Below are 21,264 nucleotides of genomic sequence, written 5' to 3'. Positions count from 1 at the left end.
CGATAGGTACCATTGTATTTACTTATCTATTTCAAAAGGACATAAACGGAGGTCTGATATTCATATTTGGAGGTGTTTCTCTCCTGATCTATACCATGATAATGTTACCTCGAATATATAGAATACTCCAAAAAGAACACATTTATTGATATTGACAGAATTAAAATATTGTATAATTAAATCAAAGATGACACTGGAATCAGGAGGATTTATTATGGTTAATAATGTAGCTGTCAAAGTCTCAAACCTTTCAAAAGAATTTTTGTTAGGGCAAGACAAAACTGTCTCTATTTTGAAAGATATTTCTTTATCTGTCAATTATGGAGAATTTGTATCAATCCTTGGTGTCAGCGGTTCTGGAAAGTCTACTTTATTAAGTTGTTTATCAAGTTTATCTGAACCAACAAGTGGCGAAGTTGTTATCAATGGTGTGAATCCATACACTTTAAAAGAAGGGAAACTTGCTAAATTTAGAAGGCAAGATATTGCAATTATTTTTCAAAATTATAATCTGGTACCCGCTCTACCTGTACTAGAAAATGTTACACTTCCTCTGAGACTCTCAGGAAAGAGTGTTGATAGCAATAAAGTAAGAAGAATGTTGGATAGTTTGAATTTTAAAGCAGAACTATCATCATTAGTTGCTACCTTATCAGGTGGAGAACAGCAAAAAGTGGCTATTACTCGTGCAATAATAGCTGATAGTAAAATTATTTTTGCTGATGAGCCAACAGGAGCTCTGGACAGCGTCTCAAGAAAACTTATTTTTGAAACACTTCGTAATTTAGCGAGTCAAGGAAAATGTGTTCTTATGGTCACTCATGATATTGAGTTGGCTTCAAAAACTGACAGAGCACTCATTTTAAAAGACGGAAAAATATCTCGACAAATTATTAAACCTTCAGCTGATGAGCTCTACCAAGCACTTGAAAGTAGTAAAGATTAATTTGAGGAGGATATATTATGCTAAAATTAATCATTTACCAATTTCAGTACTCAAAAAGACAATGGTTAGGAACAATACCATTACTATTTGTATCTAGCCTGATTGTTGGAACATCTTTATTTGGTATTGCTAGTGCAATAAAGACTGCTAATATTAACGCTTCACAACTTTTTCAAATGCTAATAGTTTTTGGCGGGACTACTCTATTTTTCCTTATTTCAAATAATATAAGACTGCTAATAGATATCTTTAAAAAGGATTACCAATTATGGGCTACCCTAGGCGCAAGCAGAACTCAGCTATCTTTATTAGTATCTGGACAGTTTTATTTAATGGCAGTGATTGTTAGTAGTATTGGTACAATACTTTCATTTATCATGGCAGATAGTTACTACAAATTTTTACAAAAATTATTAGGAAGAGATGAGTTACCTGATTTAGTTATTACAGCCAACATTCAATCAATTTTATTGAGTGTTTTTATAGTCCCAACAATTGTAGGGATAGGGGCTTACTTTTATTCAAGTCGAATACTTAAAATATCATCAATATTAAAACCAAAAAAGAAAAAAAGAAAAGTTACAGTAACTGGTGTTATTAACATCTCTGTTCGTTTAATCCTATGGTTACTATGTATAGGTTTTATTGTTTCAGCAGGTTTTAGCAGTAATAAAGAAATAATTTCAACACAGTCAAGCATAATATTATTTTTATTAATTATTCACATCCTTATTATTCAATCACTATCTCCATCAATTCAAATGTTTCTAATAAAATTTTTAATGAGGATATTCCCAACTGAAAATTATGTAATCAATACAGGCTTTTGGAATCTACTATCCAATCCTAGCTATTTGAAAAGTATACAAACTTCAATGAGCATGGGAGTAACTCTCATTTCTGGGTTTATTCTTTACACCCAAAATATGTATTCATTCATGAATACAGCAAACGGTGTACTCGAAGCAAGAGCTTCCTTTATTGCTTATCTGTCTGCCCCAATTATTCTGATTATTACTAGTTCTATTTCTCTTACAATTTTATCTTCTAATAAAGATATTGAAGACATTAAACAGTTAAAGACACTGGGAGTGTCAAGTTCACAACTTTTTAAAATACGTATAGGCGAGGCAATAATACATTCGGTGTTAATTTTATTAGTATCAGTAGTTTTCAATTTAATTATTTTAATTTTAGTTAGCTTTATTGGCCAACTTTTAGGCCGTAGTTTAGTAGATATATCAGGTTTCTGGCAACCGAGTCTTATAGTTATTTCTTTGTTAGTTATTTTTTATAGTATTACAAAGGGATTTTATTTATTTCAAGATAGATAAATTGGAATAGTTACTGATTCAAAAAGAACACACTTATTTACATTGAAACAAACGCAATACTAAAACGAAAAAGACAAGGATAAAACACCTTGTCTTTTTTTAAATACTAACAACTTAGACTAACAATGGGTCTTTTTTCATAATTTAGCACCTTTTTAGTAACCTGTTCAAGATACGGATGTATAGTCCATATAAAGACAATTCAAATTAGATTGCGTCTATCTATTTATTTTATCTTTTATTTGCTTTAAGTCATTTATCTCTTTTAGAATACTAAAAATATAGACACTAAATAGAACTACACCTAAGGAAAGTCTCGAAAGAGGAATTTCTATTAAATCAGAAAATCCAAAGGTAAAAAGTTCATGTCCCCTGCCGGAATCGAACCAGCAACTACTCCTTAGGAGGGAGTTGTTATATCCATTGAACTAAGGGGACCGATAAAAAAGAAGCGAGATCACTCCCGCCTCCTTGTTCGTCTTAACGACGGATTTCTTTAATACGAGCTGCTTTACCTTGCAATGCACGAAGGTAGTACAATTTCGCACGACGTACTTTACCGTAACGTACTACTTCAATCTTTTCTACACGTGGAGTGTGTACTGGGAATGTACGTTCAACACCGACACCGTTAGAGATTTTACGAACAGTGTACATTTCAGTGTGTCCTTGACCTTTACGAGCGATAACAACGCCTTCAAAGATCTGGATACGTTCACGAGATCCTTCGACAACTTTCGCGTGTACACGAACAGTGTCACCAGGACGGAATGCAGGGATATCAGTACGAAGTTGACCTTCAGTCAAGCTTTGGATTAATGGATTCATTTTATTCTCCTATCTTCGTCAATCTTGAGGGACCTCCCTCAGCGGATAAACTGTATTTTTGTGCTTCCATTACGCACAGAAACTATCATATCAGATAATTTCAGGTTTGTAAAGCTCTTTTCTCTACTTTTTCGCAACTTTTTGACCGGAATAAATGCTCCACTCTTTTGGTAGGCAATAGGAGATGGCACAAGCAATGACAAAGAAAGGAAGATTGGCATAGCCAAATACTTCTCCTCCGATCAAGATCGGTGCGAGCAAGGTCGTCGTCGCACTGCCAAAGACACTAGCATATCCGATAGCAGCCACGACTAAGACTGGTAAGCCCAGCATAGGAGCAAGAAAGACTCCAAGCGTAGCTCCGATCGCAAAGAGCGGGGTCACTTCTCCTCCTTGGTAACCAGCTGAAATCGTCACCACGGTAAAGAGGAGCTTCAAGATCCAGTCATAACTCTGCGCACTACCCTGATGAAAAGCCACATCAATCAGATTGGTTCCAAGTCCACTATAAGTGCCGACCTTGGTGAACTGGAGGGTCAAGAGGACCAAGCTAAGTCCAGCCCCTATAAGGGCAATCCGAATATAAGGATTAGGCAGTACTTTCGCGACTGTTTTCTTCAACCAGGAAAGGCTAACTGCAAAGAGTTTCCCAGCGAGTCCAAAAGCTAATCCAAGAAGGGCAACTTTGATCAAGGTCTCTGGTGTCCAGCTCAGCGTTTCTCTCAGTGGCACAGCAAATTTCTCCAAACCAAGGGCATGAGAGGTGAAGCTAGCCACGATTGAGGCGATAAGGGCAGGATAGAGGGCCATCAACTGCAACTCCCCAACCGTCAGGACCTCAAGAGCAAAGAAGGTTGCTGCGAGCGGCGTCTGAAAGAGCCCCGCAAAACCGGCTGCCATCCCAGTCATGAGAAAGATACGCGAAGCATCTGGGATCTTGATATGACGGGCAAAACGGTGCGAAAGGGTCGCTCCGATCTGGACCGCTACACCTTCCCGACCGACCGAACCACCAAAGAGATGGCTCATCCAGGTCGTCAGCATGATCAAAGGCACCAAGACCAAGGGGATTTTCTCCTCACGCGCGTGTCCAACATCAAAGATGAGGCCCATCCCTTTTGAAGCCTTGCCACCAAAACGTTTATAAAGATAAACGATGACAAGACCCGCTATGGCTAGAAAAAGAATCAAGGGCCAATGCTGACTTCGGAAATCTCCAATCAGAAGAAGACCTTGACCAAAAATCATGTCAATGGCACCAACCAAGAGTCCAATGAAAAGAGCCATACCTGTTAGGACCACATACTGTTGTGCTTTTTGCTTGATCGATAGACTAGTCACGCACCCTCACCTCCTCTTGGTAATCTCTCGAGCGCTTCATCATATCTTGAAACTGAGCTTGAATAGTCGCACGATACTGCTCATCCGTCACGAGAGAGCCGACTTTCTCAAGCACTTCTCTCTCCCTTCCTTGATCGAGCACTGGCAAGCCCTGCTGCTCCTTATATTCTACAATCTGACCGACACAGACCATCCGTCTTTCCAGCAAGGCTACAAGCTCTTGATCGATCTGGTCAATGTCCTTACGAATCTGATCTAAATCCATGTGTCTCCTCTTTATTTTGGATATAAATCGAGGCTGTAATCCATCGATCCAGCCTCTTTGTCATTAATTTGCTTTTGCTACAAGTTCTTCTGCAAAGGCTTCTAATTTTTCAATGTCTTCGTCTTCTGCAGACAAATCAACTTTGACACACTCAGAACCTTTTTCAGCACCAGTCGCAGCGAAGCAACGGTCGAAATCATCAACTGCTTTACAGAATTCATCGTAGAAGGTATCACCTGATCCTACCACACCGTAAAGTTTGCCTTTGAGATCAAGGCCAGCCAAATCTTCGTAGAAATCTTGGATCTCATCTGGAAGCTCTCCATCGCCGTATGTATAGGTCGCTACCACTGCGATATCCGCATCAAGGAAGTCCTCAGCATCCACAGTTGTACACTCATCCACATCTACTTCGACACCAAGATCACGGAATTTGTCCGCTACGATATCCGCAATTTCTTCAGTATTTCCAGTCATACTAGCAAAAACAATCTTCGCTACAGTCATAATTTCCTCCCAAAAGCTATTTCCCGTATTATACCACTTTTTCAAGCATTTTGCACGAAACCTTTCCCGATAAGGTGAAAGAAGGGACACGATTCAAGAAATTGGACCGATTCAACCTAATCACCCTCGTTCTCTTCTTGAATTGCTTTAATAGTTTCGATTTCTTCATCCAATCTCTTATCAAAATCAGACTTATTTTTGAACGGATACGAATAGGTGCGCCAAGTGTACCATTTTAGTCCTTCTTCACCCTTATAGTACCACTCGATTCTAGTAGGTAAAAACTCTTTGTTGTAGGTGATGCGGACTTTTGAAAACTGACTATCCTTGATAGAATATCTACCTTCAAATTCAGGCGGTTGTTTTTCTTCTAATAATTTTTTATTGATGAATGAATCAGTTGAACGAGTGATTTGATAGTTGGAATCTTTTATATCTTTAATATTCATTTGGTGATTTAAAAGTGCTGAAGTGAGCTCAATATCCAAAGCTCTTTTATAATACTCCGCAGCACTATATTCCTGACTACCACCATACAATTTATTATTTTTTATTGCAGCTCCATGGTAATAAAAAAATTCTTTTTCTTTTAAATCAAAACCCGCACTGATTGATTCCTTGTTATCATCACCAGACAAGATGTGTGTCTCTATAAACCTTTGCTTCTCTATAATAGACTTTGAATTCTCTTGAATCTTACCTCTTTGAACAACTATGAAAATACTAGCTATAGTAAGCAATAAAAGAATTAACAATAGGAAAGATTTTAGACTGAATAATCTCTTTTTAATTAATTTCATATATCTCTCATTCTAGCAAAATATCCATCTAAAAGGAAGTGTCTTCCTAACAATAAAGCTGAGCCTTTACTATGCTCAGCTTTATTTCAAATCTGGGTTAATCCCCCTTGTTCTCTTCTTGAATTGCTTTAATAGTTTCGATTTCTTCATCCAATCTCTTATCAAAATCAGACTTATTTTTGAAAGGATACGAATATGTGCGCCAAGTGTACCATTTTAGCCCTTCTTCACCCTTATAGTACCACTCTATTCTAGTAGGTAAAAACTCTTTGTTGTAGGTGATGCGGACCTTGGTGAATTGCCTTTTTTTTCGATATTTGTATTGAAGCTCAAATTCAGGAGGATATTTTTCCTTTAGCAACTTTTTATTGGCTAAAGATTCTGGTGAACGCGTGATTTGGTAATTGTTCTTTTTGATTTCTTCGGTGGTAACTTTTATATTCATTAGTATAGACGAAATCTCTTCATTCAAAGCAGTACGATAATACTCCTTCATCTCGTAGTTGCCTTTTCCACCATATAGAATACCATCCTTGATAGCTGATGAATATGAAAAAAATAACTCTCGATCTTTTAGATCAAATCCTGCTCCTACATTGTTGCCTTGACCTAAATCATCTTGATTTTGAATAAAAACAAATCGCTGCTTCTGCAAAATATCATAAGCATCCGTTCGGGACCGACAGAAAGAATAAAAGAAATATACAAGGACAGCAGCTACCGCAAGTGCAATAAATAACAGCTTATAACGCAATTTTCTCATACGGCCTCCTTCATATTTTTTCATATCTCCCTAACTGGAATTTAATAATTATACTTATCTTATTTTTAAATCAATTTAATAATTAATTTATTATCCGTTTTCCTTCTCCAACTCGTACTCCTCTTTAATATCTTTAATACGCTGGATTTCTTCATCCAGTTTTTTATTAAATTCAGATTCAGTCTTATATGGATATGAAAAACGGCTCCAGGTATACCACTTCAACCCATCTTTCCCTTTAAAATACCATTCAAGTTTGATCGGTAAATAATCTTGATTATAGGTGATCCGAACTTTGGAAAATTGATTCTTTTTATTTATAACTTTGGCTTCAAAATCAGGTGTCTTCCCTTCCTTCACTAGAGATTTAGTAATCAACGATTTCGGATCTCGCTCAATAATAAAGTTTGATTTTTCGATCTCTACCTTCGAAACTTTTAAGTTCAGAATTGCGGAAGTAATATTTCGGTATAAGTCTCTATGATACCTATCGGATGGTTTTTCGTCTGAATAACTACCATATTTTTTCCCATTTTTTACTACTACTTGAGTTTTACTATAAGAATTATTGCTCCTTAAGTCATAGCCATTCTCAAAATAAGATCGATATAAATTTTTATCGTCCGAATCATCCACAACAATAAACCGCTGTTGTTCTAATATGAATTTTGAATCTTCATAGTTATTCCTATTTCTCATTACCATAAATATAATAACTGTAACCATTGTCATTATCAGCATCGCCATTAAGAGAGGCTTTAAATTTATTATACTCTTCCACTTTTTCTTTCTCTGACATTCCTTTTGTCTTTCGTTGCCATGCTTCATAATCTTCATGTCCTCCTTTTCTTACAATATCCGCAAATTGACCTACATGTCCTGTATCTTCATCCACGTCACCCAAATCATCTTCTGAATGAAATTGTTTTTTTGCTTCAGATCGAGTAGCTGGCTCAGGAGTACCACTTACATCAAGCATTCCATGTTTACCTTCGTAAAACTTAGTAACATCTGAATTTTGACCTGTTGAAGGGCCGTAGTTAAAGGACTCCGTATTGGCGATTTCTCTTAATTCTTCATTAGAATATTTTCCTGGATCGGAATCATAACGACCATTTGCTAGTTTGTGCTTGTCATAGGCATCCCATTGACTGTCAAACTCACCGGTATCCAAATTCACAATAAACTCCACCATCCGGGCATTGTTCAAATCTTTTCCTTTAGCTGAATTGCCCTGAGGGACTTGAACCTTCATATTATAGGGACGTTGGAAGCCTTCTGATTCCTTGAAACGGTTATGGAAGTTCGCACCAGTTGTGTAATCAAATTCAATATTATTTTCTTTACCATATGCTAACAGTTTCTCGTAATCATTTGCGCCTTCGTAATGATTGCGAATATAGTAAATTGCTTGGCGATCAAGATAATAACGGAAAAAATGAACTTGCTGCCTAAGTAAATCTTTTTTGTAATTAAGATGTTTATCACCGAATGCTTTTACAACATCACGTCTGAAATACATGTTGAAATCACCATGTAGTGGTAGATTCTCTGAAATCTTATGCGTTTTGCTTGTCAAATGCATAAACTGATTACCATCCGTTTCTGCACCTAATTGCTTAAGAACAAGTTTTACTTTCGCTTCTGAATCGAGTTTACTACTAGCGTACATCTCTGTATAGATATCGGATCCAATCTCCTTGGTTTCCGCATACAAAGCATCTCTCCTTGCATTTAACTCACTGCCTGTCTTGATATCTGCTGTTCTTTTTGAAACGCCTTTGACATAACCTTTGATGGCATCCTTATCCCAACCATCTATTTCTTTAAGGTTCACTGATTGTTCACGTAATCCCGTGAGAAATTGGTTATATTCGAAAGCTGTTACACCCTTTGGTTTCGTTGGCAAATATTCACTTTCAAACTCTTTATTCTTAATCGTTTCATTTACGAGATCTGACCAAGATAAATCCTTTGGAATAGAATACATTCCAGTATTTGGATCCCACGCTACGTTAATTTGATTGACAGCTATTTGAATAGCTTGGGCTAAAACATCAATTTCCCAGAAGATGCTTGGTGACGTTGCATTAAATGCTCTTAGTTTGTTTAATTTTTCTTGTAGTTTATTTCTAGCAGCTTTTACAATACCATCTAATATGTTTAAGCCTTGAAGTCGCTGTAATCTCTGCAACCGTTGAAAATCTCCAGCACTGGTCGATTGACTAGCTGCAATTTCATTGATCTCTGCATGAAACATAGCAATCATCCGATCACACTGTTCAATATCAGAAACCAACTTTTCTTCCTGTAAGTCCTCATCAGCCACCTCAGAGCGATAGGATTTTGGGAGCTTTTTCACACTTTCTTGTGTCGCATCCGCTAAAGCTACGCCGGCTTCTTTCAATGGCTTAACAACACTTGTCACAAAGGTTCTAAATGAGTCGTAAGCTTGGCCAGACAAGCGTGAGGCTGAGTTTTCTATTTGGGTTAATGATGTTTCTAGTGCCTCATAGGCTTTCAGTTGCTGCTCAACCATCGTCCCTGTGCTAGTAGCCTGACTATCCAAACTACCTCGATAAACTTCGATTCCCATCGTCACTCTCCTTTTCAAAGTTTAGTTTTTTTCGTTCGTGATAAATATCATTTAAATCATCTTCGATTGTTCTTTTTTGGATAGCTAATTCATCTATTTCTTCCAAATAACTAGTTGAAATTTTTCGCGATTCATGAAGGGCTTCCTCCTGAAGGTGGTCAAAAAAATTTCTAGAGGAAGGATAAGATTCAAATGCATTCCATAAAAAACGGTGTGCATCATAGCTATACGCTTCAAAGCGGTTCAAATCCTCTTCCAACTTTCTTGTTTCTTTTATAATGGCCCTTTCTTTCTGGAAAAGTTGGTCTTCTTTTTTTCTTAATTCTAACAGTCGTTGATCGTAATCCATCTTCCTACTCTTTCAACCTATTGCATGCTCGCAGCAGTCGCTTCATCCACTTCTGTAAATCCAGTTGAAACACTTTGTAGGTTGGTCCCGATTGATTCAATCGCTGCTGCAATTTCTTCTGCTTTGGTTTTAGCAGTATCAATGGCTTGATGGGCAGCATCATTACCGGATAGTTTGGTTTGTTCATCTTTTGAAGCTGATGCAACTCCCGAAAGTGTATCCCCACTATCTTTTAAAGAAGCCGCTAACTCTTGTGCTGTCTCAGCATTACTTTTAATTTCAATCATTCTAGTTCCTCCCATACTCAATCTATTCATTCATTCTACCAAAATATTGAATATCTGTAAAACCGCTTCCACTGCCCCTACATAGTGATAAATGCTTGCTGGATGGGCCTTTTTTATGTTAAAATTGACAGAGAAAATGAGGTAATGTATGAACGTAATGAATGACATTCTTGAAAAGATTCAAGCTTATGACACGATTATTATCCACCGTCATCAAAATCCGGATCCGGATGCGATTGGTAGCCAAGTGGGCTTGCGGGATCTCCTGCGTGCGCACTTCCCTCAAAAGCGGGTATTGGCAACTGGCTATGATGAGCCGACCTTGACTTGGCTAGCTGAGATGGATGACGTCAAGGATGAGGATTATGAGGGAGCTTTGGTGATCGTTTGTGACACGGCCAATACTCCCCGCATCGATGACAAGCGCTATACGACGGGAGATTTCCTGATCAAGATCGACCACCATCCAAATGACGATGCTTATGGTGATCTACTCTGGGTCGATACCGAGTCTAGCTCTACCAGCGAGTTGATTACCCTGTTTGCCAAGGAATTGGATCTCGAACTCCCGGTTAGTGCTGCTCGTCTCCTCTATGCCGGGATTGTCGGCGATACAGGGCGTTTTCTTTATCCTGCCACTTCGACTCGGACCTTTGAGATTGCTGCAACCCTTCGAAGCATTCCTTTTGATTTTACTTCACTTGCTCGTCAAATGGATACGATCAATCTCAAAACTGCTAAGCTTCAAGGCTATGTCTATGACCATCTCGAGATCGATGAACATGGTGCTGCGCGTGTGACCTTGACACAAGAGCTCTTGAAGAAATTCGATCTACGGGATTCAGAGACTGCTGCAATTGTCGGAGCCCCTGGACGCATAGATACCGTATCTGTTTGGGCCATCTTTGTCGAGCAGGCCGACGGTCACTTCCGTGTCCGGATGCGTAGCAAACGAAAAGTGATCAACGAGATTGCCAAACGACATAATGGTGGTGGCCATCCACTAGCGAGTGGAGCCAACTCCTACTCCCTCGAAGAAAACGATCAAATCTACAAAGAGCTACAAGAAGTGGCACGCACGAACGAAGGCTGAGAACGATTTCTCAGCCTTTTTATCTTGGTAATGGGGTTTTCATTTGCGGTAGCGATTCTTAGCTCTTTCTTGCCATGGGCAAACCTTAATGCTGGAAATTTTGGTTCATACACCTGGAATGGCCTTCGCGGAGATGGATGGTTTGTTATTATCTTCGCAGTCGTTGCGATTGTCCTTGCTTGTTTGAACGATGTAAAATCTTCATTGCCAAAAAGTTTGGCAATTGGTGTTATCGTGTCAGGTGCTATCGCAACTGTCGTTGCATTGCTTGCTCTATTCGGTGTGAACAAGTACGCTGTTGACTTCAATGGTTATGGCGTTTCAATTGGCTTTGGTTTGATCCTAGCTTTGATTGCAAGCATCGCTATTGTTGTGACTGGTCTCTTAGCGATGTCAGGTGGTAAAATCACTAAAGGAACATTCGAAGAACTTGCTGAATCTGGTAAAGGATTTGCACAAACAGTTGGACGTGTGACAACTACTACAGTTAAAACTGCAGTAGATGAAATCAAAAAAGAATCACACGAACACACTGAGGGACAAGCTGATCAACCAGTTGAAGCACCAAAAGATCCAAATCAATCTGAACAATAATAAGATCATCATCGCCTTGGCTTAGCCAGGGTGATTTTTTTGATCATTAATTTAAATAAAATTAGTGAAAATACTTGTCAAGATCCTAGAAATTTGGTAAACTAGCTTAGTAACAATCTATGGCTCGGAAAGAGACCATGGCAGAAAGGAAATATTGCAAAATGAAAAAAGATATCCATCCAGAATATCGCCCTGTTGTCTTCATGGACACTACTACTGGTTACAAGTTCCTCAGCGGTTCAACTAAGTACTCTAGCGAAACAGTTGAATTCGAAGGTGAAACTTACCCATTGATCCGTGTTGAAATTTCATCAGACTCACACCCATTCTACACTGGACGTCAAAAGTTCACTCAAGCAGATGGACGTGTGGATCGTTTCAACAAAAAATACGGTCTCAAATAAGAACCAACACAGAACCACTTCCCTTTCGGGAGTGGTTTTTTTGAGTTCTTCCTCTCATGTGTTACAATAGAAAAATGCAATACAAAACAGAAACATTGGGGACTTATCTTGATTTAAAACCCTACCACCATTATGCCTCCATTCCTCTTATTCATTTTGAGAAGGATTTATCAGATACGTTCATTCTTTGCTTTAAAAGGGAAATGCAGATCCATGTGATTGATCTAGAGCAGGATTCTGGTCAGAGTCTTCTTTTTTCACATGCCAGTCTCATAGAGCGTCAGGGGCTCTTTGATGGCATTGCTGCGGTTCCTCTAGAATCTCTAAGTACTCTCTACATTTTGGCTTTTCCTCGGGATCTTTACGAATTTTCTGCAGAAGCACGATTAAAGAATATTGTAGATCTCTATCAGGCGCACGACGATGTCCTCCATTTTTTAAAAACAACACGAAATATTGGAGACCAAGTCACAGCTTATGAACTAGAGTGGAAAACTACAGCTAAAAACATGGTAGACCTTGACCTGTTTCGTTATACGAGTCGTTCTGACGTGGAAGACCCAAGTTCTTTAGCAGTTGTCTCCAGTAAAGACTATGACTTCATTCCCGATTTTCATCCATTTTTATCTAGTAAGCGAGGCGGCAAGGTCTTAAGCGTTCCTGCTGACTACCTAGACCCCAAAACTGGTCAAAGAGCTAGCCTTGAGATCATGGGCTGGTACTTGCGGGATCAGCAACTCAAAATTCGATGGAAACCCAAACACACGCGCAAAAGACGCTGGCGCTCTTCTCAACTTTCTATCGACATTGTCAGCAAGCACTACTTCTTTCAGGGGGAAATTTACAAAGGAGCCAGCGCTCCTGTCTTTCTAGATCAGTTGGAATTCAAGGTCTCACAGGGTTACCAAACGGATCTCGAACAAGCCTATCAAGAATTTTTAACGATCATAGATGAACGAAAACGCAAAGCCCTTCTTCGAAAGGTTTCGCTTGGAAAGCAAAAAGGCTAAGGGTTCCCCTAGCCTTTTTCTGCTATTCTTCATTTTCTCTGATCTTCTTGATGATGCTTCCCATCTGAACGCCACCATCTTTATAGTTTCTATAATAACGGCCAGCTCCATCTCCAATATAGCTGATCGGAGAGAAAGTATCGCTCTTGAAGCTACCATCTTCGTCAATCAAGTCTTCTTCTACTTCACGACGGGTTACACGCGCGATAATATTGGTCAATGCTCCACATTCGACAAATTCAACAACTTGGCATTCAATGGAAACTGGACAAGCTGTTACCATTGGAGCATCTACTGTTTCCCCAATTGTATAGTCTAGTCCTGTAAGAGCAAACTTATCTTTGCGGCTATTGAAGCCTGCGATTTCAACCTCAGTTAAGAGTTCCTCTGTAGGGATATTCACGGTGAAAGATCCGTGTTTTTTAATTTCTGTGACGGCATTTCCTTTGGTTCTCATAGCGACCACCATCATACTTCCTAGCGTATAGGCTGAACTAGAAGTTGAAATATTATAGCCATGCACATCATCCTTGTATCCTAAGAAAAATACAGGAAATCCAAAATATAACTTGCGTGTTTCAAATGTTTGTTTCACACTTTTCTCCTTTTTTAATTACTTGATGGTGAAGTTAGAAAATCAGGTAGCATCCGCTAGATCCTGAATTTCACGGATAAATTGACCATTTTCTAAGATCAGGATGCGATCACAAATGGCCTGGCACAATTGCTCATCATGGGCGATGAAGATAAAGGTATTCTGATACTTAGCATGCAGTTTATAAAGCAATTGTAAAATCTGAACCTGGGTTTTGGGATCCAAACCACTGAGGGATTCATCAAAAATAATGATATCTGGGTTTAGGAGCAAGGTTCTGGCAATACAAACTCTCTGCAACTGGCCACCACTTAATTCTCTTGCTCTTTTTCCTAAGACTTCTGATGGTAGCCCTACTTCTGTTAAAACGGTGTGGACTTTATCTATCGGAAAATCTTTGGGAAGAGCTTCTAACAAGATTTCTTTGACAGTAAATCGTGGATTCACAGCGTGAAAGGAATCTTGGAAAACGACCAAGATGCGAACACCATCCTCTTTGATAGAATAGGTTTTACCATCCAAGAGAACCTGTCCTTGACTTGGCTTCTCAATTCCTAAGATGACTCGTGCTAAAGTAGACTTGCCACTGCCACTTTCTCCCATAATTCCAACAATTTCGCCTTTTTTGATGGATAGATTGCAATGGTCTAATACAATTTTTCCTTGATAGTTGACCGTTATATCTTTACATTCCAGCATTATTTCTGATCACCTGCTTCAAATCTTGTTCTAAGAATAATTCCTTGGTATAGCTTTTTTTTGGAGCTGTCAATAGATCCTCGGTTTTTCCAAATTCAACGACTTTTCCCTTCTCTAACACCAACATATTGCCCCCGAGCTCCCTGGCTAAATAATAGTCATGGGTAACGGTAATAACCGTCTTATGCTGAGCCAGTAATTCTTTGATCATGCTAAGGATCATCTCACGGTTCACCCGATCGACCGCTGAGGTTGGTTCGTCCAGTATGATGGTTTCAGGATCTAGACATAAGATAATGCCTAACATAATCCGTTGGAGCATGCCTCCACTTAGTTCAAAGGAGTATTGCTGGAGAACCGATTCTGGATTTACGATCCGAACCTTTTCTAGAACGTCCAGAGCTTTCTTGCGGCATTCACTTTTGGAAAGAGTTGAGTGGCTTTTTATGGTCTCATAGAAATGCGTCCAAATCGTTTGAAAGGGATTAAACATAGACATGGGATTTTGAACCAAATAGGCGATCTTCTGCCCTCTAAAAGCCTTCCAGTCTTTGTCTGAAAAAGAATCTAGATGGAGATCCCCATAATGAATCGATCCAGTCTGTTTCATGTTCCGAGGGATAATCCCTATTAATGCCTTGGTCAGTAGCGTTTTTCCAGATCCACTTTCTCCCACCACTAGCAGGGATTGGCCTAAGGGATGGGTGAAAGACACCCGATCCAGACGAGACTCCTCCTGATCGACAAGAGAAAGATCTTTAATGCTGAATGATTCCATTCTTCTCTCCTTTCTCTTCGATATATTCACCAAATAGGTTAAAAGAAATGACGGTTAAAAAGATAGCTAAGCCTGGTGCGATCATCATCCAAGGCGCCACTCGGAAGTAGGCCCTCGCATCATGCAGCATTAAGCCCCACTCCGAAACATTGGGTTGGACTCCAATTCCTAAGAATGAAAATCCTGAAATCATTAGAATGATATTCCCGATGTTCATGAGAAGAATGACTAGTACGGGCTTGTAGATAAAGGGCAAAATATGGTTTTTGAGGATATGAAATGACCCCATTCCCATGATCTGGGAACTAATGACATAGGGCTCTTGTTTGGTAGAAATGACCAGATTTGTCACAATCCTTGCATAGTAGATCCATTCGATAATGACAATGGCAATGATCATATTGCTCATTCCTTGTCCTAGGATTCCAACAGTAGCAAGTGAAAGAAGAAAACTTGGAAAAGCCATCAAGACATTGGTCAGCCAAAGAAAGGCACCTTCCATTTTTCCTTGATACCAACCTACAACCAAACCTACGATAAAGCCGGTCACTACTTCTAAGACACTAATTGCGACAGCTAAAAATAGGGAATAACGCGCACCATATAAGAGTCTCGAAAAAACATCTCTACCCAATTGATCTGTCCCTAAAAGATGTTGGGGACTTGGACTTAAGAGCTTATTAGAAACATCTACATATTGCGGATCATAAGGCGCTATAAAGGAAGCAAACAAAGCAAGGAAAATCAATAGACCTAATATGAAAATGGAAAAAATAACACTTTTTCTCATGAACTCTTTCCTCTCTTCCTTACTCGTGGGTCAATCCAGTGGTTGACCGCTTGCGTCATGCCATTGTTTAATAAGAATAATAAGCCAAATAACATCATACATCCTTGAATTAAAGGTGTATCAATCGAACGAATCGCCTCTACAAACAAACTTCCTAATCCATTCCAGGAGAACACTTCCTCAACAATCAAGGATCCTGTCATTAAATAAACAAATGTCAGACTTAATCCAGTGGCAATCGCAGGTAAGGCATTTCGTAGAATATGATGGGGTAAAAGATAGCGTAGCTTAACCCCTCTCATGCGTGCATTTTCAACATGTGGACTCTCCAACTGGGTCGATACGGCTTTTCGCACTAAGGCAATGTATTGGCCAATCAGTGAAAAGCTTAAGGTGATACTCGGTAAGACGATACTGAGAGGTTCATTTTTACCAGATACAGGCAACCAGCCTAATTTTACAGAAAAAATAAAAATCAACATGTAACCGAGCCAAAAGGCAGGCATGGATACCGAGCTAAAGCCAATGAAACGCATGCATTTGTCAAAGAAGGAATTGGTCTTCAAGCCACTGATAACCCCAATGGGAATAGAAACGACAATGATAAGAATAAAGGAAGTCAGTCCTAAATAAAAAGTGGATAGGAAACGACTAGCAATTAAACTAACAACGGATTCCTTCAGTAAATAAGAGGTTCCAAAGTCCAGGTGAAGAACTTTTACGAACCAGGATAGATACTGTTCAATCCAGGATTTATCCAAACCCAAATAGGTTCTTGCATTTTCAAGGGCCGCTGGAGTGATTGGCAAATGCCGAATTCGCAGATAATTCTCTGCTGGATCCTGCGACGTAAATTTTGTGAGGATAAAGGTGATAATAGAGATAACAAGTAAACCACTTATAAAACTAATAATTTTTTTAAAAATAGCTTTCATATCATATAAAACTTAGTTCCTAAAACAATGTGATCCGCTTTAAAAGATCAACATTGATCCTCTAAAGCGGAATCTCATATCAAAATAAAAGGATTGTCACTTTGATGGAGGCCACATTGTCTACTTCATTCAAGACCTTGTCCTTATTTATTCACTTTTTCGATATAGCGAACTGGAAGGGCATTTTCTTCTGGAGCAAAACGAACATTTTTCAACTCACCTGTACGATAAACAGAGATCACTGACTGATAAGTCAATGGGATATAAACTGCTTCTTCATGGAGCAAGGTCAAAGCTTTCTTATAGCCAGCATCTACTTTATCTTCGTCAGCTTCTGTCAAGGTTTGTTTGATGGTTTCATCCAATTCTTTCTTAATTGGAAGGGCTTCAAGAGAAACATTTTCTGGGTGACCATGAGCAGACTCAGCTGTCAATGCTGTCATCCATGCGTGAGGGTCCCATGGAGCTCCCCAAGAGAAGGTAAGCATCATATCAAAGTTTCCTGTTTTCGCATTTGCCCAATAATCGTCTTCTTCCATGGCCGTCAATTTCACTTCGACACCAATTTTCTTCAATTCGCCTTGGAAATACTCTGCAAGATCTTTATCAGTTGCTTTTGTAGAAATGTAAGGGAAATTCAATTCCATCTTCTTGCCATCTTTGGCACGGATTCCATCAGATCCCTTCTTCCAACCAGCAGCATCCAACATTTTTTCTGCTTCTTTTTCGTCAAATGTATATGGTTTTAAGCCAGCATCTGAGTGAGGAGTTGATTTAGAGAAGATGGTATCGGCAGGAGTTTCTGCCCCCATGAACAATTTCTCTGCAATTTCTTTTTTGTTAATGGCATGGTTAATAGCTTTACGAACATTCTTATCTTGGAAGACTTCTTGTTTGGCATTCAAGAGCAACAAGCGAGTAGACATTGGTTGCGAAACATCCGTTGTATATTTCTTATCTTTCTTGTATTGAGCGAAGGTATTTAAACCAATAACACCATTTCCATAAAGCAAATCGACTTTACCAGATTCAAATTCTAAAGCACGTGTTTGGGCATCTGGAATTATCTTGATGGTTACTTCTTTCAGTTTTGGTTTTTCACCCCAGTAGTTTTCATTACGTGCAAAAGTGATGTATTCGTTAGATTTTTTATCTTTGACCACCCATTGACCAGTACCAATAGAGGATTTGATTTTATTCTTAGTTGTATCATCACCATCTGGGAAGCTGGCATCTGCTAAGAAACGAATTGGACGAATCATAGAAAGATCGTAAAGTGTAGCACTGTATGGTTCTTTAAGGGTAATTTCAAAGGTATGATCATCAACAACTTTGTAACTATCCAAAACATTGGTGAAGTTAAACCATTCATGGTTTCCTTTGTTTTCTTTTGAGAAGATCGTATCGAAATTCCGCTTCACATTAGCTGCGTTGAAATCAGAGCCATCTGAGAATTTGGCTTTTCTCAAGTTAAAGGTATAGGTTTTCCCATCTTCACTAACCTTCCAGCTCTCTGCTAAGGCAGGCTCAATTTTCCCATTGTCTCCGTAACGGACAAGACCTTCATACACCAAATCTTGAATAATAAATTGATCTGGATTATATACGTGAGGATTGACATCTCCAAAGTCTTCTCCCCAGGCGAGGGTAATCTTATCTTTCTCAGCGCTGCTGTCTGAAGACTTACCATTTTGCTGGCAGGCAGCTAAACACAAAACTGCTAAACTAGTAACAGCTAATTTCCAAAATTTTTTCATTAGATAAACCTCATGATTAATATTTTTGATTCACATAAGTTTGTAGAGCATCTCCAAATTTTGTGAACAATAAAATGATCACAATTAAGAAGATACAAGGAAAAGCGACGATCCAGGGAGCTTCCTGGATATAGGTCCGACCATCGTTCATCATGGCTCCCCACTCTGGAGACGGAGCCTGCGCGCCTAGTCCAACAAAACTAAGGCCAGCAATCTCCATGATGATCGTCGAAACATTAAAAGTCATGGTAGTGACAATTTGCGGAAATAAACTAGGAACATAGTAATTTTTGATGGTGTTCCAAAAGTTATTTCCGTACATTTTTGCTGATTGAACATAGAATTCATGTTTTAAACGCAGGGTCAGCGACCGAGTGATGTAGGCATATTTGGTCCAAGCCGTTAAGCCAATCGCTATGACCGTTTGTTGCAAACCTACTCCTAACAGGCTCACAATAGCAATCACTAAGACGATAGATGGAAAGGACTGAAAAGCCGTAATAAACAAGAAAATAGCACGATCCAACTTCCCACCGATCAAGGCACTGGTCACTCCAATAAAAGAACCAACTAGGGTGACAAAGAGAAGGATCCCAACTGCAGGCACAATGGTTTGTACCCCACCACTTAGGGTTCGAGCAAATACAGAGCGGCCCACGGCATCTGTACCAAACCATTCTTGACTATTGGGTGCTTGGAGGGCATTTCCTAAATGGACCTTGGTAATGCTGTCTCCTAAAAAGAAGGGAGAGAGACAAGAAATCAATAGGACCAAGAGAAGGCATCCAGCCAAGAGATAGAGGTTGCGGTTACTAACTTTTTTCATCGCTTAGCCTCCATTTCCTTTAGGACTAGCCTCTTTCTTAAAAAGAAGGAAGTGGGTTGGTTGCGATAGACGGGCCTTAGGATTTAACCAGGTGATCAAGGCTTGGGTGGTGAAATTGACAAGCAATACCCCAAGTGTAATCACCAGAACAGCTCCTTGGACCAGAGGATAATCCCGATTGACCACAACTGCAATCAGCATTTTTCCGATGCCTGGCCAAGAGAATAAATACTCTATAATGGCAACACCTCCTAACAGAGAACCCAGTGACAAACTCACCAATGTCAACAAAAAGGGAAGGGTATTATACAAGACATCCTTAAAAAGAATGCGACCTTCCGGTATGCCATGTCCTCTTGCACCTTCTACTGCTGGCGACTGCAGCTCATCAATGATAGCCGTTCTCAATTGAGGAATATAGCGTGTAGACATGGTCAGCGCCATGGTAGAAATCGGTAAAATTAAGCCCCATTCATTTGCAGTTGACTGAATAGGAAACCAGCCAAGCTTGACTGAAAAGACAAGCATCAAGAGAATTCCAATGACAAAACTAGGAATGGCATTTAAAAATGCGCAGAGCGTCATTATCAATCGATCCAGTCGACTACCGATATGATAGGCTGCATAAATCGAGAGAGGAAGGGATATGGCAAGGGTTGCCAGCAAGATGTGGATCCCTAGATAGATCGTATTTGGAAAGTAAAAGACCAATTGATCCCAAACTGGGGCTCCTGTACGATAGCTGATCCCAAAATTTCCCTGGAGGATGTTTCCTAACCATCTCAGATATTGCAAAATAAAACTATCGTTTAAGCCTATCTCAGCTCGTTTTATCTCTAGTAGTTCTTTGGTATAAGGAATTCCTTGCGCATTTAAGATACTTTCTGCAGGGTCCCCTTTATCCAGATACACTAACAAGAAAGAAAGAAAACTAACACAGAGCAGGATCAAAACCATTTGAAATAGTAATTTGATGAAATATCTTGTCATGGCTCCCTTCCTTCTTCCTGATAAGGTTTCATCAACAGTTTGGTGTAGTCCGACTGAGGATTTCGCAAAACGTCTGACATCACCCCATTCTCTTGAATTTTTCCATCTTTTAGTACCATGATTTCATCACAAAATTGGCTGACCAGCGCAATATCGTGTGAAATAAAGAGAAAAGATGTTTGGGAGCTATTCTGAATCTCTTCTAAGAGTTCCATCACTCCCTCTTGGACGGTCACGTCTAAGGCACTGGTGATCTCATCACAAATTAATAAGTCAGGTTGGACCAAGAGAGCCCTGGCAATGGCCATCCGTTGACATTCTCCACCACTTAATTGGTGGGGAAATTGCTGGGCCAGGACAGGATCCAAGCCAACCCTTTCCAGGAGTTGGTGAATCTTCTCTTCCATCTCCTTCTTAGTCTTACAAATCTTAAAATTCTGGCAAACCTCTTCTAAACTTGCTTGTAAGGTCCTTTTGGGATGAAAGGCTTCTTGAGGCTGTTGAGAGATGTACTGGACCTTTTTGTAAAACTCAAGGTCAGTAAAACTTGTCAGCGATTGCCCCAGAAACTGAATCCTTCCCTCTTGCACATCCAGGAGTCGACTCAGAATTTTGGCAATGGTACTTTTACCCGAACCAGATTCTCCGACCAAACCAAGCCGATGACCCTTATTTAGAGTAAAGGACACATCAAAAACACCAGCCTGATGATGAAGTGGATCTTGATAATGATGAGTGAGATCTTTACATTCGAGTAAATAGGTCATTTGGTGACTC

25 protein-coding genes and 1 tRNA gene are annotated in these 21,264 nt (G+C 39.4%); 6 read left to right on the top strand and 20 right to left on the bottom strand.

Annotated elements, in window-relative coordinates; all coding sequences use genetic code 11:
* Positions 1 to 214: 214 nt before the first annotated feature.
* Positions 215 to 946 carry an ABC transporter ATP-binding protein gene (locus LIZ08_RS05125; RefSeq protein ID WP_227038425.1) on the top strand — a complete coding sequence of 244 codons (732 nt, stop codon included), beginning with the start codon at positions 215 to 217 and terminating at the stop codon, positions 944 to 946.
* 17 nt (positions 947 to 963) lie between these two features.
* A complete protein-coding gene (locus tag LIZ08_RS05120; RefSeq protein WP_227038424.1) occupies positions 964 to 2,280 on the top strand; it encodes a beta-carotene 15,15'-monooxygenase in 1,317 nt (438 codons plus the stop codon).
* A gap of 366 nt (positions 2,281 to 2,646) precedes the next feature.
* On the opposite strand, the gene LIZ08_RS05115 is transcribed toward LIZ08_RS05120, so the two are convergent.
* The 11 genes from LIZ08_RS05115 to LIZ08_RS05065 form a co-directional block, all read right to left on the bottom strand.
* Positions 2,647 to 2,718, bottom strand: a tRNA-Arg gene (locus LIZ08_RS05115).
* A 42-nt stretch (positions 2,719 to 2,760) separates the two neighbouring features.
* Positions 2,761 to 3,108, bottom strand: coding sequence for a 50S ribosomal protein L19 (gene rplS, locus LIZ08_RS05110; protein ID WP_003003254.1), 348 nt, complete (start codon positions 3,106 to 3,108; stop codon positions 2,761 to 2,763).
* Between the two features lie 123 nt (positions 3,109 to 3,231).
* Entirely contained in the window at positions 3,232 to 4,395 is a 1,164-nt protein-coding gene (locus tag LIZ08_RS05105) for a chloride channel protein (RefSeq protein WP_227038426.1), read from the bottom strand.
* Between the two features lie 46 nt (positions 4,396 to 4,441).
* On the bottom strand, positions 4,442 to 4,714 hold the full coding sequence (locus tag LIZ08_RS05100) for a chorismate mutase (protein ID WP_049523030.1): 273 nt from the start codon (positions 4,712 to 4,714) through the stop codon (positions 4,442 to 4,444).
* A gap of 63 nt (positions 4,715 to 4,777) precedes the next feature.
* Positions 4,778 to 5,221 carry a flavodoxin gene (locus LIZ08_RS05095; RefSeq protein ID WP_003007049.1) on the bottom strand — a complete coding sequence of 148 codons (444 nt, stop codon included), beginning with the start codon at positions 5,219 to 5,221 and terminating at the stop codon, positions 4,778 to 4,780.
* Positions 5,222 to 5,337: 116 nt separating this feature from the next.
* Positions 5,338 to 6,021, bottom strand: coding sequence for a hypothetical protein (locus LIZ08_RS05090; protein WP_227038423.1), 684 nt, complete (start codon positions 6,019 to 6,021; stop codon positions 5,338 to 5,340).
* 97 nt (positions 6,022 to 6,118) lie between these two features.
* Entirely contained in the window at positions 6,119 to 6,808 is a 690-nt protein-coding gene (locus LIZ08_RS05085) for a hypothetical protein (RefSeq protein ID WP_227038422.1), read from the bottom strand.
* Between the two features lie 66 nt (positions 6,809 to 6,874).
* Positions 6,875 to 7,516, bottom strand: coding sequence for a hypothetical protein (locus LIZ08_RS05080; protein WP_227038421.1), 642 nt, complete (start codon positions 7,514 to 7,516; stop codon positions 6,875 to 6,877).
* On the bottom strand, positions 7,473 to 9,380 hold the full coding sequence (locus LIZ08_RS05075; protein WP_227038420.1) for a DUF3114 domain-containing protein: 1,908 nt from the start codon (positions 9,378 to 9,380) through the stop codon (positions 7,473 to 7,475). Before LIZ08_RS05075 ends, LIZ08_RS05080 begins: the two co-directional genes overlap by 44 nt.
* Complete coding sequence (locus LIZ08_RS05070; RefSeq protein WP_023917933.1) at positions 9,355 to 9,729, bottom strand: DUF3958 family protein; 375 nt, start codon at positions 9,727 to 9,729, stop codon at positions 9,355 to 9,357. The genes LIZ08_RS05075 and LIZ08_RS05070 overlap by 26 nt, the downstream gene beginning before the upstream one ends.
* A gap of 17 nt (positions 9,730 to 9,746) precedes the next feature.
* On the bottom strand, positions 9,747 to 10,016 hold the full coding sequence (locus LIZ08_RS05065) for a TIGR04197 family type VII secretion effector (protein WP_023917931.1): 270 nt from the start codon (positions 10,014 to 10,016) through the stop codon (positions 9,747 to 9,749).
* A gap of 148 nt (positions 10,017 to 10,164) precedes the next feature.
* Here LIZ08_RS05065 and LIZ08_RS05060 point away from each other — a divergent pair, with 148 nt between their 5' ends.
* The 4 genes from LIZ08_RS05060 to LIZ08_RS05045 all read left to right on the top strand — a co-directional run bounded on the left by LIZ08_RS05060 (position 10,165) and on the right by LIZ08_RS05045 (position 13,117).
* Positions 10,165 to 11,109 carry a DHH family phosphoesterase gene (locus LIZ08_RS05060; protein ID WP_195623052.1) on the top strand — a complete coding sequence of 315 codons (945 nt, stop codon included), beginning with the start codon at positions 10,165 to 10,167 and terminating at the stop codon, positions 11,107 to 11,109.
* Positions 11,110 to 11,139: 30 nt separating this feature from the next.
* The gene (locus LIZ08_RS05055; RefSeq protein WP_227038419.1) at positions 11,140 to 11,703 is read left to right on the top strand and encodes a lantibiotic ABC transporter permease; all 564 of its coding nucleotides are present in this window, start codon (positions 11,140 to 11,142) and stop codon (positions 11,701 to 11,703) included.
* A 161-nt stretch (positions 11,704 to 11,864) separates the two neighbouring features.
* Entirely contained in the window at positions 11,865 to 12,107 is a 243-nt protein-coding gene (locus tag LIZ08_RS05050; protein WP_003016441.1) for a type B 50S ribosomal protein L31, read from the top strand.
* 74 nt (positions 12,108 to 12,181) lie between these two features.
* Complete coding sequence (locus LIZ08_RS05045) at positions 12,182 to 13,117, top strand: hypothetical protein (RefSeq protein WP_227038418.1); 936 nt, start codon at positions 12,182 to 12,184, stop codon at positions 13,115 to 13,117.
* Positions 13,118 to 13,139: 22 nt separating this feature from the next.
* Here LIZ08_RS05045 and LIZ08_RS05040 read toward each other — a convergent pair whose 3' ends face one another.
* The 9 genes from LIZ08_RS05040 to LIZ08_RS05000 all read right to left on the bottom strand — a co-directional run bounded on the left by LIZ08_RS05040 (position 13,140) and on the right by LIZ08_RS05000 (position 21,254).
* Positions 13,140 to 13,712 carry a flavin reductase family protein gene (locus LIZ08_RS05040; protein WP_227038417.1) on the bottom strand — a complete coding sequence of 191 codons (573 nt, stop codon included), beginning with the start codon at positions 13,710 to 13,712 and terminating at the stop codon, positions 13,140 to 13,142.
* A gap of 42 nt (positions 13,713 to 13,754) precedes the next feature.
* Entirely contained in the window at positions 13,755 to 14,411 is a 657-nt protein-coding gene (locus LIZ08_RS05035; protein ID WP_227038416.1) for an ABC transporter ATP-binding protein, read from the bottom strand.
* Complete coding sequence (locus LIZ08_RS05030; RefSeq protein ID WP_227038415.1) at positions 14,398 to 15,189, bottom strand: ABC transporter ATP-binding protein; 792 nt, start codon at positions 15,187 to 15,189, stop codon at positions 14,398 to 14,400. The genes LIZ08_RS05035 and LIZ08_RS05030 overlap by 14 nt, the downstream gene beginning before the upstream one ends.
* Positions 15,170 to 15,979 carry an ABC transporter permease gene (locus tag LIZ08_RS05025; RefSeq protein ID WP_227038414.1) on the bottom strand — a complete coding sequence of 270 codons (810 nt, stop codon included), beginning with the start codon at positions 15,977 to 15,979 and terminating at the stop codon, positions 15,170 to 15,172. Before LIZ08_RS05025 ends, LIZ08_RS05030 begins: the two co-directional genes overlap by 20 nt.
* Positions 15,976 to 16,914, bottom strand: a complete 939-nt coding sequence (locus LIZ08_RS05020; protein WP_023023445.1) for an ABC transporter permease — start codon at positions 16,912 to 16,914, stop codon at positions 15,976 to 15,978. The genes LIZ08_RS05025 and LIZ08_RS05020 overlap by 4 nt, the downstream gene beginning before the upstream one ends.
* 143 nt (positions 16,915 to 17,057) lie before the next feature.
* The gene (nikA, locus tag LIZ08_RS05015; protein WP_227038413.1) at positions 17,058 to 18,671 is read right to left on the bottom strand and encodes a nickel ABC transporter substrate-binding protein; all 1,614 of its coding nucleotides are present in this window, start codon (positions 18,669 to 18,671) and stop codon (positions 17,058 to 17,060) included.
* A 16-nt stretch (positions 18,672 to 18,687) separates the two neighbouring features.
* Positions 18,688 to 19,497, bottom strand: coding sequence for an ABC transporter permease (locus LIZ08_RS05010; RefSeq protein ID WP_227038412.1), 810 nt, complete (start codon positions 19,495 to 19,497; stop codon positions 18,688 to 18,690).
* 3 nt (positions 19,498 to 19,500) lie between these two features.
* A complete protein-coding gene (locus tag LIZ08_RS05005; protein ID WP_227038411.1) occupies positions 19,501 to 20,487 on the bottom strand; it encodes an ABC transporter permease in 987 nt (328 codons plus the stop codon).
* Positions 20,484 to 21,254: an ABC transporter ATP-binding protein gene (locus LIZ08_RS05000; protein ID WP_003006989.1), complete on the bottom strand. Its 771-nt coding sequence runs from the start codon at positions 21,252 to 21,254 to the stop codon at positions 20,484 to 20,486. Before LIZ08_RS05000 ends, LIZ08_RS05005 begins: the two co-directional genes overlap by 4 nt.
* Between the last annotated feature and the right edge of the window lie 10 nt (positions 21,255 to 21,264).

The organism is Streptococcus sp. 210928-DFI.4.42 (assembly GCF_020554365.1).
Taxonomy (GTDB): Bacteria; Bacillota; Bacilli; order Lactobacillales; family Streptococcaceae; genus Streptococcus; species Streptococcus parasanguinis_S.
This window is presented reverse-complemented; position numbering and strand designations above follow the sequence as displayed.